Source organism: Streptomyces smyrnaeus (genome assembly GCF_017676345.1).
GTDB lineage: Bacteria > Actinomycetota > Actinomycetes > Streptomycetales > Streptomycetaceae > Streptomyces > Streptomyces smyrnaeus.
On the sequence record NZ_JAFFZM010000008.1, the window covers coordinates 258,902 to 275,588 of the forward strand.

The following is a 16,687-nucleotide window of genomic DNA, read 5'->3' on the forward strand; positions in this document are numbered from 1 at the left end:
CCGGCACCGTCGCCGCCTTTGTCGTCCCTGTCGTCCTTGCGGCGGCCTGCCGTCGGCCTGTCGTCGGCCTGGTCGCCGTTCGAGCCAGAGGAGTATCCGGATGCCGGTTCAGCTCAATCACACCATCGTGTACTCCAGCGACAAGAAGCGGTCGGCCGAGTTCCTCGCCGACCTGCTGGGGCTTGAGGTGCGTCCGCAGTACGGTCCGTTCCTGCCGGTCGTCACCGCCAACGATGTGGCGCTCGACTTCGCGGACGCCGGGGAGGAGCCGATCACGCCGCAGCACTACGCGTTCCTCGTCTCCGAAGAGGAGTTCGACACCATCTTCGCCCGGATCCAAGAGGCACGGCTCACCTACTACGCCGACCCCATGCGCAGCCGCCCCGGCGAGATCAACCACAACGACGGCGGGCGCGGCGTCTACTGGGCCGACCCGGACGGGCACATGCTGGAGATCATCACGCGCCACTACGGCGGCGAAAAGCCCGCCTGAGGGCCGGGAGTCCGCCCGGCGGTCGCGATCAGTCCGCCGTGTCCCCGCCGTCCTCCTTGTCGGGGCACGGTGTGCCGCGCGGCAGCTTGTAGGGGGCAGCGATGCGGTAGACGCCCGGGCGCGGCGCGTCCAGCACCGTCCAGGTGTCCAGCACCGGCTCGTCCTTGCCCTCCGGCGGCGGGCCGCCGAAGGTGGGTTCTGCCTTGCGCAGACAGCCGTGGGTGTTGTCGCCCTCGCCCGAGGGCGGCGCCACCCGGCCCCCGTCCTTGTCGACCAGCCCGAGCCACGGCGAGTACGGCACCCGCACCAGCACGCGTCCGCTCTCCCGTACGCGTACGGTCACGCTCTCCGCGTCGGCACGCTCGACGGACGCCGAGGAGTCGACCAGCGGCACCGGATCCTTGACCCGGAAGAGCCGCCAGCTCTCGTCGGACCAGATCTCCTCCAGATACGGCTGGCCCTGCCCCACCAGCTTGGCCTCGGCGACGCCGCCGGCGATGTCGGGCGGGTCAGCGGGGAGGACGACGTAGTGCACGGCCCAGCGGCGCAACCACGCGTGGTAGCGCTCGGGGCTGAGATTCTCCTCGTAGAAGAGCGGATTGCGCTCCAGGTCGGCCTGCCGGTTCCAGCCGCGCGCCAGATTGACGTACGGAGCCAGCGCCGAGGCCTCCCGGTGGCTGTTGACGGGCACGACCTCGACCCGCGCCCGGTCCGCGTCGACCTTCTTGAGCTGGGCGAGCAGTGGCTTCAACTCGCGGGACCAGTTGGTGTCGGGAGTGGTGTGCAGCACGTCCCAGGTGGGCTTGCCGATCTGCCAGCCGAATGTCACCAGCAGCGCCAGCGCCATGGCCAGGCCGCGCCGGGACTTCCACGGCTGCCACCCGTGCCCCACCGCGATCGGCACGGCCGCCAGCAGCGCCACCCCGCCGAACAGCAGTCCGAGCCGTTCCACGTTGGAGCCGACCTGCGAGGGGATCGCCCAGGTCAGCACGATGCCCAGGGCATAGATGGCGCCGCCGACCCGTACCGCCATCCACGTCTTGGGGACGAGGAGCACCACGGCTACGGCGCCCAGCACGGGGAAGATCAGCGACACGAACGGCATCGGCTGCACCCCGGTGAACGGGAAGAGCAGCGCCGAGCAGGCCACGACCGCCGGCGGCGGAAGGGCGACCGCGAACATCGCGGCGGGCCTGCGCGCCAGCAGCAGCGAGGCCGCGACCACCTCCAGGAACAGCCCGGCGACGGGGCTGGCCGCCGTCGCCAGCGCGGCCAGCAGTATCGCGAGCGCAGCCCGCGTATACCGCGCGGGGCGGCTGGCGCGCCCACCGCGCCAGCGCGCCGGCCACGTCCAGACGACGGCTACCGCGCCGAGCCCGAAGAGCACGCCCAGCGCGAAGGTCACCCGCCCGGAGGCGGCGTTGCACGCGAAGGCGAAGGCGCCCCACAGCGAGGGCAGCAGCGGTTTGGGCACGGTCCGCGCCAGGAGCAGCGACAGCAGTCCCGCGGAGAGCACTCCGGAGATGATCAGCGTCGTACGGACCCCGATCACCGCCATCAGATACGGCGAGATGACGCTGTAGGAGAAGGGGTGCAGCCCGCCGTACCAGGCGAGGTTGTAGGCGGAGCCGGGGTGCTCCCCGGCGAACTCGGCCCAGGCGTCCTGCGCGGCCAGGTCCCCGCCGCCGCTGGCGAGGAACCACAGCCAGAGCAGGTGGAGCACCGACGCGACCGCCAGCGTGATACCGACGACGGGCAGCGGCCGGGAGACCTCGTTCCATCGCCGTAGCCCACCGCCGAGGCCGCCGACACCGACGCCGACACCTGCACCTTCGGCCCCCGCCGCCCCGCCGCTGCCGTCGCTGTCGGCCTTGCCTGCCTTGTCGGCGTTGCCGGTGGTGCCGGTGGTCTTGTCGGCAGCGGTTCCGCTGTCGGCCGTCCCGCTGTCCGGGGGATCGCTGCCCGAGGGCTCCGCGTTCGCCGCCGGGTGCGCGTCCGTGCCCGCCCGACCCGGCTCCGGGCGTTGCCCGGGCACGGGTGTGCGAACGGCGCCCGCGGCGTCGTTCACGCCCGGGCTCTCCGCTATCTCACCTGCGCCGGGGTCGGGGTCCGACTCCGGCATACGTGGTGGGTGCACAGTGGCCACTGCGCTCTCTCCCCGTCCTCCCCGTACGGATGTGCGGCTCAGATCCGCACGACGTTACCGGACGACACCCCGGCGCCTCCCGCTGGCCCACGCGCCCGGGCCCGTGGGGGAACGAGCGGGACGCGCGGGCCCGGCGAGCCATGAGCCGGACATGCCGACGGAACGGTGGACGCAGCGCGGCGCGGATTGGTTCAGCCGACGCGGGTCAGCTTGTCCGAGAACCCGGGCTCGCTCAGCTCCTCCTGGAGGGCGACCGGGACCCTGACCTGGCCCGGGCCGTCCCCCACCGTCAGAGTGCCGACCTTGGTGCCCGGCTCGGCCGTGTGCGGGACGGTCTTGCCGCTGTCGGTCAGCCCCAGCTTCACCTTCAGGCCCGGCCAGCCCACGGCCGTCACGTCCTTGGTGGCCACGACGGGGGTCTTGCCGCCCATCTGGTCGTCCACATAGCCGACGACCTGGCCCTTCTTGACCACCTTCTTGGCGGTGAGCGCGTCCTGGCCGGCGTCGATCAGCTTCTTGCTGGCGGCCAGCACGGTGTCCAGGATCGACGGCTCGTACTGCCCGAGCACCGCACCGATGATCAGCTGCTTGGTGCCACCGATCTCCTTCTCGGCGGCGAACAGCAGATTTCCGCCCGCCTTGGTGGTCGTTCCCGTCTTGATGCCGACGACGCCGTCCATCGGGACGAGCCTGTTCCAGTTGCTCTGCGTCTTGCCGTTGCCGTCGACGTACTGCGGCTGCCGCACGACCTCACGGAAGAGCGGGCTCTCCATCACCTTCTTGCCCAGCTTGACCTGGTCGGCAGCCGTGCTGACCGTCGAAGCCGTGAGACCGCTGGGGTCGGTGTAGTGGGTGTTGGTCATGCCCAGGTCCTTGGCGGCGGCGTTCATCTTCTTCACGAACGCCTTCTCCGAACTCGCGTCCCAGCGCGCCAGCAGCCGCGCCACATTGTTCGCGGATGCGATCATGATCGCATCCATCGCTTCCCGCTGGGAGATCTTCGTGCCCGCCTCGACCTTGACGGTCGACTCGTTCTGCGCGCTCAGCCCGGCCTCGTCCTCAGCCTTCTGGTCGACGGGGATCATCTTCCCCTTCGACCCCTTCTTCACCGGGTGGTCCCGCAGGATGACGTAGGCGGTCATCACCTTCGCAACGCTGGCGATCGGCACCGGCTTCTGCTTGCCGTACGAGCCGAACGAGCCCAGCCCGTCCACATCGATCACGGCCTGCCCCTCGGAGGGCCAGGGCATGGACGGCTTGGAGCCCTCGAACGTGTACGTCTCGGAAGCCGTCATCGACAGCTCGGCCTCCGGCAGCGGACGCACCGCCTGCACGACGACGAAGACCACCGCGAGCAGCAGCACCAGCGGCGTCCAGATCTTCACCCGGCGGGTCAAGGTGCGCAGCGGCGTCTCGGGCGGCGGCGGGCTGTTGGTCAGCTGCGCCAGCAGGTCGAGCGGCTGCGGCTGGGAACCGCCCGCCTGCGCCGCCTCCGGGCTGCCCGGCATCGGCTGCTGCCGGGTGCGCTCCGGCTCGCTCTCGGCCGGGCTGGACGGCGGCGCCTGGGGCGCGCCCAGAGCCCCGGAGGCGCTGCCCGGAGCCGCCGCAGCCGGTCCCTCCGGCGCCCCTGCGGGGCGCGCCGGGGCCGCCGACCACGGATTCGCGGTGGGCGCCGACGGCGACGCAGCGGGTTTGCGGGGCGCCGTCGGAGCCGCGGCACTCGCAGCCGCGGCCGCCGACGTGGCCGGCTTGGCGGGGGTGCGGGGCTCGTCGGCGGACCGGAGCGGGACGAACTGGCTGGTCCGCTCGGCGTCCGACTCCTCGCTGCCCCCCTTGTCCCGGTCGTCCCGTTCCCGGGGATCGGTCACCCCCGAAGGCGCGGCTGAACCCTTTCTTCCGGCCTTATCGGTCTTTGCGGCCTTATCGGTCCTATTGGTCTTTTCGGTCCCGTCGGCCCCGCTGGCCCCATTGGCCCCGTCGGCCTTGGTGGCCTCATCGCCCTTGGGGCTCCGGTCGGCCTTGTCGGCCCTCTCGGGCTTTCCGGCCTGTGCCGACTTCTCCCCGATGCCGTTGCTGCCACTGGCGCCGCCGGACGGGCCCTGGGCACGCCCGACATCGGGGGCGCGGAAGACCGCCGTCGCCTGATCGACAGCGGGGGTGTCCTTCTCGCCCTCGCCGCCCGCGTCAGCCTTGCCGACCTTGCCGGCCCCATCAGCCTTGCCGTTCTTGCCGCCCCGGCCGGACTTGTCGGCCTCCTCGGCGTCCTTCGCCTCCTTGGCCGCTCCGAAGAACGCCGAGGTCAAACGCTCGGCGCGGTCGGCTGCCGCAATGTCGTCCTCGGTGCCGGCGCGGTCGCCCTCACGCCGCAGGACTCCGAACATTGCGGTCGGCGCGTCGCCCTGGGCGGCGGTGTCGGCACCCTTCGCCGGTGCGTCGTCGGACCCGGTCCCCTCCGGCTTCGGGCGGACGGGAAGATCGCTGGAGGCGGCGCCGTCGCCGGTCTCCGCGGCGCGCTCGCCGTCACCGGTTCCCTCGCCCTTGCCGTCGTCCTGGGCGGCCTGAGAGCCGTCGCCGCCCTCCGCGTCGGCCGGGGCGCTGTCGCCCGCGACCCAGGCCGCCACGGCGGACTTCAGCCGCTCGTCACCCTCGTCGCCCCCATCCCGGCTCTGGTCGTCCCGCGCCTGCCGGTCGCCGTCGGGTCCGTCGGCCGCGCCGTCCCGCTCCGTCGCCCCGTCCGGCGTGCCGCCGGGAGGTGTGGGCGCGGGGATCTTCGACGGGTTGCCGTCCTGTGTCGCGGTTCCGGCGCCGTTCTCTGCCCCGGAGCCCTTCGCCCGCTTCTTTTCGGCCGTCTCGTCGGGCCGTGCAACCGTCCCGCTGCTCCCCGTCGTCTCCCCCGACGACCTCTCCCGCTCCGACCTGTCGGGGGATTCGCCCGCCACCAATGCCTCCTGATGCTGCTGCTCGCCGCTCGCCATACCAGTTAACAGTGTCCTACGCACCGAAGGCGCCACCGGCGTGGCGGGGCTCCTTCGGAGGGCGGCCTCCGTGGCCCCCCTCAGCGCCAGACGAGAACGACATACCTACTGGTTCCCACCCATAAGGTTCGGGCGCTCTCGACAGACCATTGTGAGAGGGGTCACCCTGTCATTCATCCACGCGGGGAGGCATGGATGGGCAGGAGCCGCAGAACAATTCCCGAGGAGTTGCTGCTGCTCGCTCTGGACCCGGCCACGGGTACCACGGCGCAGCCGCAGTCGCTCGACCTCGGCCTGGCCGGAGCACAGCTAGTGGAGCTGGCTCTGGCAGGACGGATAGCCCCTGATGGGGATCGTATCGCCGTGGTGCTGCCACGGCCGACCGGAGATCCGACTCTGGACTCCGCGTTGGAACTGCTGCGCAGGCGTGGCAGTCCCGTACGCGCTGTCCACTGGATCGGCGGGCCTCGGCTGGGGCTGCGCCAAACCTATCTCACACATCTGGAACGGTGCGGCATGGTGCACGCCGTTTCCGGCCAGATGTGCGGAGTGCTGCCGACGACGCGCTACCAGGCGACGGAGACAGCCATCAGCCGGGAGATCAGGGCCCGGCTGGACACCGCCATCCGCACCGGAGTCCCACCGGACCCGCGGACGGCGGCGCTCGCCGCACTGGCCCACGCGGTCGGTCTCGGCAAGCACCTCTACCCCGGCAACGAGGGACGGTCGTGCCGTTCCCGGCTGCGGGACCTGATCAGGCACGACCCGATGGGCGGTCTCGTCGCGCACGCGGTGATGGACGTGCAGAACGGCGTCGGGGCGCAGCCCAGGCGGGCCCAGGCGGGCGCGGCGAGCGGACCTTCCTCGGGACGTTCGGCCGCGCGGGCGACAGCGTCCGCCGCGGGTCCGACGCGGCATGTGCCGGAGCAGGCCCGGCACCTGGCGGGCGGCATGGTCAGGGCAGGAGCACGCTGACCGGCTCGCCCGCGTCCCGGCGCCGGGCACGTCTTCGGGCACGACGCACAGGTCCCGGTCACCACGCACGGGGCTGAGCACGGCACAGGAACGGGCTGCGCACGGCACCCGGACCGGCTGAGCCGCACACGGGCCGAGCGCTACGCGCGTACGAGCACTACGCGCGTGGCTCGGCTCCGCGGTGCGGCGAGGACGGCAGTGCCGAGTGCGGCGGGTGTGCCGAGTGCCGGGCGCGTCGGCTGTCGGGTGTGCCGACCGCGGGTCGCGGGCGGCAGGCCAGGTGCAGGATTCGTACGCACGCGCGGGACGGTGGTCCGGTCGTCGGGAACGACGGCCGGATTCGCCTCCCGTGCGTGCAGTTTTTCGTGTCCGCTGTACTCGTGCCCGCACTCTCTGTTGCCATTTTCCAGCGGGAGCGCACATGTTGGTGGCAACCTGCTGGAGTAGTCGTACTTACACGGAGGTGCGGTCCCGTGGCGTCGAACGTCAACCCCACAGTCCGGCGTCGCCGACTGGGCCAGGAGTTGCGCCGCCTGCGCGAGCAGCGGGGCATGACGGCCGAGGAGGTCGCGGACCGGCTGCTGGTCTCCCAGTCGAAGATCAGCAGGCTGGAGAACGGCCGGCGCAGCATCAGCCAGCGGGACGTACGCGATCTGTGCGGGGTCTACGAGGTCGAGGACCGGCGGATAGTCGACTCGCTGATGCAGATGGCGAAGGAGTCGCGCCAGCAGGGCTGGTGGCACGCGTTCGGTGACATCCCCTACAGCGTCTACATCGGCCTGGAGACGGACGCCGCCTCGCTGCGCGTCTACGAACCCCAGGTCGTGCCGGGGCTGCTGCAGACGCGGCCGTACGCGGAAGCCGTCGTCGCCGGTGCGCTGCCCGAGGCCACGGCGGCGGACATCGAGCGGCGGGTGCAGGTACGGATGCGCCGCCAGGACCGCATCAAGGACGAACGCAACCCGCTGCGGCTGTGGGCGGTGCTGGACGAGTCGGTGCTGCGCCGCGAGGTCGGCGGCAAGCACACGATGGCCGAGCAGCTCGAGTACCTCAACGAGATGTCGCAGCAGCCCCATGTGACGCTGCAGGTCATGCCGTTCTCGATGGGTGCGCATCCCGGAGTGAACGGGCAGTACGCCATTCTCGAGTTCCCGGAGGCGACGGACTCGACCGTCATCTACCTCGAAGGGGTCACCAGCGACCTGTATCTGGAGAAGGCGAACGACGTGCAGAACTACAGCGTCATGTACGAGCATCTGCGGGCCCAGGCGCTGAACCCGGACCAGACCCGGGAATTCATCGAGAAGGTCGCCAAGGAGTACGCCCGGGGCTGAGCGGACCCGCCCCGAACGAAACGGCCCGGCAACTGCCGGGCCGTTTGGCATGTGCCGCACGAGGTTGCCGAAAAAGGCGGGAAGGCTACACCGCTGGGCACCGCGATGTGAAGAGCTGCTTGGAATATGCCATCCGGTTGAGTGAACGACGGCTTCCCGCGCCCGAATCGCCGCGTAATGTCGTTCGCACGTCAGGAACAACCCGGAACAACCGGAGCAGATATGCCGATTCAGCAGGGAAACACTCACGACTGGACCAAGTCCAGCTACTCGACCGGTAACGGTGCCTGCGTGGAGGTGAAGTCGCCGGCCGTGCGCACGGTGGCGGTGCGTGACTCCAAAGAGCCGCAGGGGCCCGCGCTCAGCTTCCGGCCGGAGGTGTGGGGCGCGTTCGTGAGCCGGGTGAGCGCCGAACACTCCGGCGTCGCCCGGGCCTGAGGCCGGCGCCGGAAGCCCGTACGGTGTCGGCGGCGCGCCCTCGCGGCGCTGCCCGGACGGCGCCCCAGTGACGTAGGAGCCCTCTCGACTGGCCCGCCGTCCCGGCCGAGGGGGCTCAGCACTGCGCGCGGCGGCTCACCGCCTCAGCGGAGCTGGTCCACATAGGTGTCCGTGCCCGGGATCGTCGGGACGAAGGGCGCGACCAGTTCCGTCCGCCCCAGCCCGGACTCCGCCACGGTCTCGTCCAGGCCCGTGAAACTTGCCTCCCAGCGTTCGCGCGGGTCCTCCTGGAGGAACCACAGCAGGGTCAGCCGGGTGTCGACACCCTCGACCTGCTCGACGTACGACATCCGGTCGACGGGCAGCGGGGTGGGGCGGAAGACGGTGACCATGGCGGCAGGGGAGCCCTTCAGCCGGGCCGGGAGGTGGCGGGCACGCAGCCACTCCAGCAGTTCGGCCCGCTCCCCCGCGCTCCTCGCGTCGACGACCTGGAGCACCAGGCCCCGATAGGGGTGGTCGAGCGCGTGGTGGTCGCGGGGACCGGCGGCACCGTCGCGATAGACGGTCGCCTCGTGGTCCTGGAAGCTGGTGAAGACGTGGGTGCGGGCGCGGTGGACGCGCCCGTCGCGGTTGAGGCGCTTGTTGATCGCGACGGTCCACCGCATGTGCTCCGCGTAGCGGCCCTCGGTGATCCAGTACGTGGCCAGATAGCAGCCCGTGGTGACCGGTTGTGCGACAGCGGACTCGGCCGGGTAGCGCAGTGCTCGCAGCTCCCGGGTGGCCACCCAGCGGCGTCCGGCGTAGATCCAGGGCATGGCCATGGCGCCCGCGATGTAGTGGTCGTCCTCGTACCAGCGGTTGTAGGCGTACTCGTGCCCCGGGTGGGGCTCGACCATCGTGATGAGGGCGTGTCCGGGGCGTACGCCGTAGGGGCCGACCGAGGCCAACTCGGCGTAGGTGTCCGGCCGGGTGCCCGGATCGGTGCGCTTGTCCGCGGGGGTGTCGTCCTGGGCCGTGGCGGGCGGGTCGGTCGGTGTCTCCATTGGGGTTCCTCCGGCTCCTCGGCTCCCGTACGGTGTCCTGACTGTGTAGCTGACTGGGCGTCAGAATTCGAGACCCCGGTCGACCGGACGGCCCTGGGCGGGAGGCGATCTGTCGTGCTGCTTGCGGACAAGACCGTGGTGGTGTCGGGAGTCGGCGCCGGTCTCGGCCACGAAGTGGCCGCCGCCTGCGTGCGGGAAGGCGCCCGTGTCGTACTCGGCGCCCGTACGGAGGCGAACCTGGCGGCCTGCGCCGCCGCCGTCGACCCCGACCGGACGCACAGCGCCTACCGCACCGTCGACATCCGGGACGAGGACCAGTGCGCGGCACTGGCCGCGCTGGCGGACGAACGCTTCGGCGGTATCGACGCGGTCGTCCACGTCGCCGCGCTCGACACCGTGATGGGCGGCCTGGAGGACGCCGACCTCGCCGAGTGGCAGCAGGTGCTGGATGTCAATCTGCTGGGGACGCTGCGCATGACCCGGGCCTGTCTGCCCGCGCTGAAGGCGGCCGGGGCACGCGGGGACGGCTCCGTCGTGATGATCGGCACCCAGTCCTCCGTCGCCCCTCCCACCCAGGTGCGGCAGGCGGCCTACGCGGCCTCCAAGGGCGCCCTCGTCTCCGCCATGTACTCCCTCGCCAGGGAACTGGGGCCGCACCGGATACGGGTCAACACCGTGCAGCCCGGCTGGATGTGGGGGCCGATGGTGGAGGGATATGTGACCTGGACGGCGGAGTCGGAAGGGTCGGCGCCCGAGGCGGTGCGGGGCCGGCTGGAGGAGCGCATGGCGCTGCCGCGGATGGCCGAGGACGGGGACGTGGCCGAGACGGTGGTGTTCTTCGCCTCCGGGAGGGCGCGGGGCATCACGGGGCAGTGCCTGCTGGTGAACGCGGGCGAGCTCATGCGGTGACCCGTGGCCGTGCGCCGTGGCCCTCCTTCGTCGCGGCGGCGGCCCGGTCCTCCGACTCCTGCTGGAAGTGCTGTACGACCTGGGATGCGACGGCGCGTGCCGCGCGGGAGGGCAGGCGCCGTCGGTGACGCGCCAGGTGGACGGAGACATCCGGGAGGGAGGGGCCGCGTACTGCCGTGAGGCGGCCGTCGCGCAGCGCCTCGATCACGTTGGCGCGCGGGAGGATGGTCAGACCGAGCCCCGCTGCGACGCAGGAGCGGGCGGCTTCGATGCTGCCGAAGCGGGTCAGCCGAGGCCGGACACCGGCGACCGCCTGCAGCCGTTCAGCCAGCCAGTCGCTGTAGGAGCAGCCCTGCTCGTGCAGGAAGAAGTTCTCCCGCGCCAGCTCATGCCACGTGACCGGTCCTTCGCGGGCGGCGAGGGGGTGACCGGGAGCGCACACCAGCACCAGGGGCTGACCGGCGATGCGCTCAGCCGTCACGCCGGGGAAGTCGACCTGCTCCTCCAGGAGGAGAGCACAGTCCAGTCGTCCTGCCCGCAGCCCCTCCACGGCGCTGGTGGTCCCGCACGGCTCCAGGTGCACCTCCACCTCGGGGTGGAGGCTGCGCAGCGCGGCGATCACACCCGGGAGGTGGGCCGAGCACTGGGTTTCGCCCGCTCCTACCACCACCGTCCCGCTGACCGGGCCGTCCTCGGTGGCCGCCGCGAACAACCGTGACTCCGCCTCCAGGACCTCCTCGGCCACGCCGAGCAGCCGCCGCCCCGCCTCGGTGAGCAGCGCACCTCTGGCCAGCCGGTCGAAGAGCCGCGTGCCCAGCGCCTTCTCCAAAGCTTTGACCTGCACGGTGACCGTGGACTGCGCCAACCGCAGTTCGGCGGCAGCGCCGGTGAAGCTTTCCGTCCTGGCGAGTGCGGCGAAGGTCTGGAGCAGTCGGGTGTCCATGCCAGGACCCTAACAAGCCATCGAGCTGTTCGATCGCTCTCATACATAACTATCGTTGGTAATAATGTGGCCAGGGTGGAAGGGTGCAGGCATGACTTCCTCAGCGGCCGAAACGCCCACTCCAGCCACGACAGCGGCAGCGGTTGCCGACGCCGGCATCCTTCGCTACACCGCCTTCACCTCCGACCCCGACGGCGGCAACCCGGCCGGTGTCGTCCTCGACGCCACGCGGCTCGACGAACAGCAGATGCTGGCGATCGCCGCCGAGGTCGGATATTCCGAGACGGCGTTCATCACCGCCGGGGACGAGCAGCAACGCCGCTTCACCCTGCGGTACTTCAGCCCGCTCGCCGAGGTGGCCTTCTGCGGGCACGCCACCGTCGCCGCGTCGGTGGCACTCGCCGAGCGCATCGGCCCCGGCACGCTGCTCTTCGATACTCCCGCCGGGGAGATCACAGTGGCGACCGGGACCGATGGACAGGGCGCCGTGCGGGCGACGCTCACCAGCGTCCCCACCCGGTCCCGGCCCGCGCAGGACGCCGAGGTGGACGCCACGCTGTCGGCCCTGGGATGGAACAGGTCCGAACTCGACGCGGAGCTGCCGCCGCACGTCGCCTTCGGCGGTAACGAGCACTTGGTACTCGCAGCCGGCTCCAGCGCCCGACTGGCCGACCTCGACTACGACTTCGAGGCGCTGGCCGGTGTCATGCGGCAGTACGGCTGGACGACGGTGCACCTGGTCTGGCGGGAGAGCGCCGACCGCTTCCACGCACGCGACCCGTTCCCCGTCGGCGGCGTCGTCGAGGACCCGGCCACCGGAGCGGCGGCCGCCGCGTTCGGAGGCTACCTGCGCACGCTCGGGCTGCTGCCCGCGGCGGGCGTGGTCGCCATCCGGCAGGGAGAAGACATGGGGCGGCCGAGCGATCTGCTCATCGAGGCGGAGCCCGGCGGCGCACGGATCCGCGTCACCGGCCACGCCGTGCGGATCACCGACAGCCAGGGCTGATCCGGCAGTCTTGCGCACCCCGGCCCCGCACGCCCGCAGGCTCCGCAGGACCGCAGCCCGCAAGCGACCCGCAGGGGCAACCCCTACCCGGACAACCCGTCCAACCGCCGCTCGAACAGCAGGGGTACAGGCATCGAGGGGACGACCGCAAGGTGGCTGGTGGACCGGTGGTTCGCGGCTTGTGGGAGGTGAGGCAGCTTGGGGGCCTCCAGGGGCAGCCGGGGTGAGGTGCGCTCGTGCCAGAGGCCGGGCACGAACAGGCTGCGGCCTGCTCGGGGGCGGGTGGCCAGGAGCACCAGCGGGGTCGCGGCGAGCTCCGCTGCCGCCTCCTTGAAGCGGGCGGGCTTCCAGCCCGTCCACGCCTTCACCCGGCGGTCCGTGGGATCCGGGAGGGCCAGCAGCATCAGCTGGAGCGCCGCCGCGTCCTCGCTCAGGCCATGCTGCTCCGCAAAGCGGGCCACCAACTGCGGGACCGAGCGGACCGGGTACTGCTCCCAGCCGGGGGGCAGCTCCGCGTCAGCTGCCAGATGGGCGCCCAGCGCGGCGAAGTCCTCGCTGAGCAGCAGCCGCAGGTCCGCCAGCGCCGGCAGGCCCGAGGGAGTGGGGAGCCACTGGGAGGGCAGGACGGAGTCCAGGTAGGTGTCCAGCGCTTCGAGCACCGGATCGTTCGCGCCCGACAGCTGGTCCGGGTCCACGGACACATGGCGGACTTCGTGGGTCTTGTCCTCCACCACCGTCACGGCCGGGTGCGCGGTGAGTGCGTCGGTGGCCGGCGGGGCGCCCATCAGATGATTGCTCTGCAGGGAGAAGACCCGCAGCGGGCCGGGTCCCGCCGCCAGTTCCTGGCGCAGCCGGGAGATGGCCGCTCCGAGAGTCGGGCGCAGCGGATCGCCCGCGGGCGTGCGGTAGGCCGCCCAGGCGGCGAGGCGGGGCAGCGCCAGCAGTTCGGGCTCGGGGCTCAGCGGTACGCCGGGCGCGAGGCAGTCGGCGCCGGCGGCGAGCCGGCCCAGGAGTGCGGAGCGCCGCAGTGGCGGCCACCACAGCCGGCCGGTGGAGTCGGAGGTGTGGGTCTCGCTCTCGGGCCGGCGGCGTGGTGGTGCCGACTCCCCCGTGGGCGCGGCGACTTCCTTGTGCACCGGTGTCGTCAGCGCGGACGGTGTGGGCAGCGGCCTGCCGATCTCGCTGAGCCACCACTCGGCGGCGCGCGGCACGTCCGGACCTTGGGTCCACAGCAGCTCGGGGGCGTCCGGCAGCAGCCTGTCGTAGAGCGCCGAGAGTTGTTTGGGGGTGAGGAAGTGGTGGAGCCCGTCCAGGGCTCTCTCATACTCCTTCTCCGTCACCTCCCAGCTCTTGATGCCATAGGAGCCCGTGGTCGAAAGGAGGCTCTGTGCGACGCCCTGGTGCGGAGCGCAGGGCAGCACTCCACGCAGCAGGACCACCGCCTCGGGGTGTGAGAGGCCGAGCCGTCCGGCGAAGTCGGCGGCCAGTTCCGGGCGTGCGGGGGCCGGGCCGTGCTGCTGGTACGACTGAGCGAAGCGCGTGAACCAGCTGCCGGGACGCGCGGGCTCCAGCACATCGGCCCTGACCGGTTCGAGGCCCGCGGCGGCGAGCGGGCCGACCGCCGGGAAGTCGCCACCGGGTGCGTACTCCAGCACCCGCAGCGGAACCGGTTCCCGGGCCACCGACCCGGTTCTGCGCTCCTGGAGAACCAGGGCAGCCGAGGCCCCGGTGCGGATCGGCCAGGTGTACAGCGCGGGCAACTGCCGCATCGTCGCGGTGGGCAGCGTGTACTCCACGATCCGCCACTCCCCCGAGGCGAAGGGGCAGTCCGCGTACTGGGCCAGTTCGGCCACCGTCCTGGACGCGTCGCGGGTGAGGCCCGTCGCGGCGCGCAGGGCCTCCACCAGAGCGTACCCGTGGACGGGCCCGACCCTGAACCGCTGCCAGGCGTGGTCCCGCTCCTGGCTGCCCTTGCGGAGGTCGCCGTCCCAGGGCGGGGTGTCGGAGACCGCCAGCCGCATCAGCCGTTGGGCGAGGGACCGCCAGGAGGTGTCCTCTTCCGGGGCGGGCGCCGGGGCGGGGACCCGCTCGGCGTCCGGGGTGAAGCGGCGCACCAGGCGGGCCTGGCCTTCGAGGCAGTTGGCGGCCATCACCAGCAGGTGGGTGACCCGGTGGAAGCTCAGGCCCGCCTCCTGCCAGGTGGCGCCCTGGGCGAGCTCGGGCAGTTCGTCGCGGAGCAGGACGAAGTTGTCGCCTCGTGCTCCGTCGCCCGGGCTGAGGTGTTCGGGCTTCACCTTGGCGACGATCTTCTCGACCCGTTCGCGGTCCAGCTGAGGCGGCAGTTCGCGCATCAGCAGCCCGATGACGTCGACCGCGGCGAACTCGCGGGCCGCCTCGGGGTCCTGGAGCAGTTGGTCGACCGCTCCCCCGACGTGGACGAACCGGCCGAGGACCAGCACCAGTCCGTCGAAATCGACCCCGGCGCGCAGCAGCGCCCGCTCGCGCGCGCACCAGGCTCGCAGTTCCTCGTGGCCGACCCAGGTGGTGTACAGGTGGTCGAGCCTGCCCCAGCCCTTGGTCTGGTGCGGGTTGTACCAGCGGTTGGACGACATCGCGTCGGCGGCCTTGTCGCCTTCCACCGTCATATCGAGGTCGGCGCGCATCCACGCTCGCACCTCGCTCTCGAAGCGCGCGTCGGCCAGCAGGTGGCGCAGCTCGGGGCGGCGCGAGACCAGCAGGTCGTACGGGCGCGCCGTGGCCAGCCGTTCCGGTGGGTCGCTGACCGGGACGCCGTGCTCCAGGAGCAGGTCCATCAGGTCGAGGGGGATGCGCTTGCGCTCTCTCCAGTCGCGGTACGTCCAGTGCCGGAACTCGACCGGGACGCCGTCGGCGGCTGCCCTCGGGGCGACGCGCTCGGCCAGCTCGTACACCATCGGCCACGGGCCGCTGTCCCGGACCGGCGCCGTGTTGACGCAGTCGGTCAGCCAGGCGGCGGTCGCTCCCCGCTCAAGTCCGGGGAGCTCCCCGGTGAGCTGGGCCAGTGCTCCGGTGCGCTCCAGCAGGCTGCGCCACACCTCGGCCCGTCCCCCTGAGGCGTAGCCGCGGGGGCGCAGCCGCAGGACGGCTTCGCGTACGGTCTCCGCGCACCGCTCGACCAGTATGTCGATGGCACGGCCCTTGCAGCAGCGGGTCCAGAACTCGGTGTCGTCGAGCGAGAGCGCGCCGTCCTCGATCAGCTCCGCCATCATGGTGGCCAGCTCTTCTTCCGGGTCCTGCCCGGCCGCCTTGGCGAGCTTGCGGATGTCGGCCGCCAGCTGCGGGTGGAGTTCGCCGTGACCGCGGCGCCTGGCCCGCACCACCTCGCGGAAGCGGGCCAGGTGCTCGCCTGATCCGCTGCCCCGGGAGGCCAGTTCGTTCACCCACGCACGCAGCACGGTCGCGGAGAGTGCTCCTGCCTCGGCGTAGCGCAGCAGGCGGGAGTGCAGCCAGGCGTGGTCGGGCGTGCGGCCGAGGTTGCGCTCCGTCTTGCGGGCCCGGCCGAACCAGGCTGCCGCCTCGGCCTCGCTGCCCTTTTGGAGGGCGAAGTCGGCCATCTCGTCCAGCAGTGTGACCGCCAGCGCGGGTGCGGTCTCCTCCAGCCCGGCCAGCACGCGGTCCATGTCCTTCTTGAAGACGTACTCCCAGTCCACGGTCTCGTGCTGGAGAGCGCGAATCTTCTCCAGGGCGAGGCGCTGCTGCTGCGGGTGGGCCGCCAGCACCCGCTCGGGGAACGGCAGCCGCCTCTCGTGATCCGGTGCCCCGTCCGGAATGCCGGTGGTGAAGAGGCCCTCCGGCAGCCAGCCGTCCTCGCGCATCAGCAGATCGCGGTAGGGGACCACGTCCTCGGGCAGGAGCTGGGTCAGGGTGAGGCCGTGCGGGCCCGCGTAGGTGCGGGCGAACAGGCCGTCCTCGCCGCGCTCCTCGGTCAGCGGCACGCCGGCGTCCTCCAGCGCGCTCCACCACTCCGGGTCGACCTCGACCAGTGCGCGCGGGGCGCCTGCTCCCGCTTCGGCCCACGCCTGCGCGTACCCCTGGCACGCCTTACGGTGTGCGCGCAGCACCTTTCCCATGGCGATCAGTGAGATCAGCCCGGGGTCGCCGGCGAGCTGGGCCGGGACCGTCTTCAGCTTGCGGCCCTTCGGGTTGCGGTAGACCACCTCCAGGCCGTCCTCCGTCAACTCGGCCGTGTAGCCGTCCTTCTCCACGCTCGCGGCCATGGGTTGCTGCCTTCCGTCGTCCCCGTTGCCCCGTTCGTCCCCGCACGGACCGCTGCCGCCATGGCACAGCTGTTCCCTGGGCGATCTGCCGTGCGGGGATCTTGCAAAACACCTTATGCGCGGCCACCGACAGCCGCGGAGCCCTGTGGAAAACCCCGGTGCGGGCCAG

General features: G+C 71.8%; 11 protein-coding genes. 6 read left to right on the top strand and 5 right to left on the bottom strand.

The window, feature by feature from the left end; translation table 11 throughout:
- Nucleotides 1–100 precede the first annotated feature (100 nt).
- Nucleotides 101–493, top strand: a complete 393-nt coding sequence (locus JW613_RS15690) for a VOC family protein (protein ID WP_209211428.1) — start codon at nucleotides 101–103, stop codon at nucleotides 491–493.
- Nucleotides 494–521: 28 nt separating this feature from the next.
- On the opposite strand, the gene JW613_RS15695 is transcribed toward JW613_RS15690, so the two are convergent.
- Nucleotides 522–2,615, bottom strand: a complete 2,094-nt coding sequence (locus JW613_RS15695) for a DUF8823 domain-containing protein (protein ID WP_245225710.1) — start codon at nucleotides 2,613–2,615, stop codon at nucleotides 522–524.
- A gap of 215 nt (nucleotides 2,616–2,830) precedes the next feature.
- Nucleotides 2,831–5,614: a serine hydrolase gene (locus JW613_RS15700; protein ID WP_245225711.1), complete on the bottom strand. Its 2,784-nt coding sequence runs from the start codon at nucleotides 5,612–5,614 to the stop codon at nucleotides 2,831–2,833.
- 195 nt (nucleotides 5,615–5,809) lie between these two features.
- Here JW613_RS15700 and JW613_RS15705 point away from each other — a divergent pair, with 195 nt between their 5' ends.
- The 3 genes from JW613_RS15705 to JW613_RS15715 all read left to right on the top strand — a co-directional run bounded on the left by JW613_RS15705 (nucleotide 5,810) and on the right by JW613_RS15715 (nucleotide 8,361).
- Nucleotides 5,810–6,589 (top strand): GOLPH3/VPS74 family protein, encoded by a 780-nt coding sequence (locus JW613_RS15705; RefSeq protein WP_099881968.1) that lies wholly within the window; start codon nucleotides 5,810–5,812, stop codon nucleotides 6,587–6,589.
- Between the two features lie 473 nt (nucleotides 6,590–7,062).
- A complete protein-coding gene (locus tag JW613_RS15710; RefSeq protein ID WP_099881970.1) occupies nucleotides 7,063–7,923 on the top strand; it encodes a helix-turn-helix domain-containing protein in 861 nt (286 codons plus the stop codon).
- A 222-nt stretch (nucleotides 7,924–8,145) separates the two neighbouring features.
- Nucleotides 8,146–8,361, top strand: coding sequence for a DUF397 domain-containing protein (locus JW613_RS15715; protein ID WP_209211430.1), 216 nt, complete (start codon nucleotides 8,146–8,148; stop codon nucleotides 8,359–8,361).
- 143 nt (nucleotides 8,362–8,504) lie between these two features.
- Here the strand turns inward: JW613_RS15715 and JW613_RS15720 are convergent, their stop codons facing one another.
- Nucleotides 8,505–9,404, bottom strand: a complete 900-nt coding sequence (locus JW613_RS15720) for a hypothetical protein (protein ID WP_245225712.1) — start codon at nucleotides 9,402–9,404, stop codon at nucleotides 8,505–8,507.
- A gap of 114 nt (nucleotides 9,405–9,518) precedes the next feature.
- Between JW613_RS15720 and JW613_RS15725 the strand changes: the two genes are divergently transcribed.
- Nucleotides 9,519–10,313: an SDR family oxidoreductase gene (locus JW613_RS15725; protein ID WP_209211431.1), complete on the top strand. Its 795-nt coding sequence runs from the start codon at nucleotides 9,519–9,521 to the stop codon at nucleotides 10,311–10,313.
- Here the strand turns inward: JW613_RS15725 and JW613_RS15730 are convergent.
- Nucleotides 10,303–11,256 (bottom strand): LysR family transcriptional regulator, encoded by a 954-nt coding sequence (locus JW613_RS15730; RefSeq protein ID WP_209211432.1) that lies wholly within the window; start codon nucleotides 11,254–11,256, stop codon nucleotides 10,303–10,305. The two genes, JW613_RS15725 and JW613_RS15730, sit on opposite strands and share 11 nt — an antisense overlap.
- 91 nt (nucleotides 11,257–11,347) lie before the next feature.
- Here JW613_RS15730 and JW613_RS15735 point away from each other — a divergent pair, with 91 nt between their 5' ends.
- A complete protein-coding gene (locus JW613_RS15735) occupies nucleotides 11,348–12,262 on the top strand; it encodes a PhzF family phenazine biosynthesis isomerase (RefSeq protein ID WP_209211433.1) in 915 nt (304 codons plus the stop codon).
- An 83-nt stretch (nucleotides 12,263–12,345) separates the two neighbouring features.
- Here the strand turns inward: JW613_RS15735 and JW613_RS15740 are convergent, their stop codons facing one another.
- Nucleotides 12,346–16,518 (bottom strand): hypothetical protein, encoded by a 4,173-nt coding sequence (locus JW613_RS15740; protein WP_209211434.1) that lies wholly within the window; start codon nucleotides 16,516–16,518, stop codon nucleotides 12,346–12,348.
- Nucleotides 16,519–16,687 lie beyond the last annotated feature (169 nt).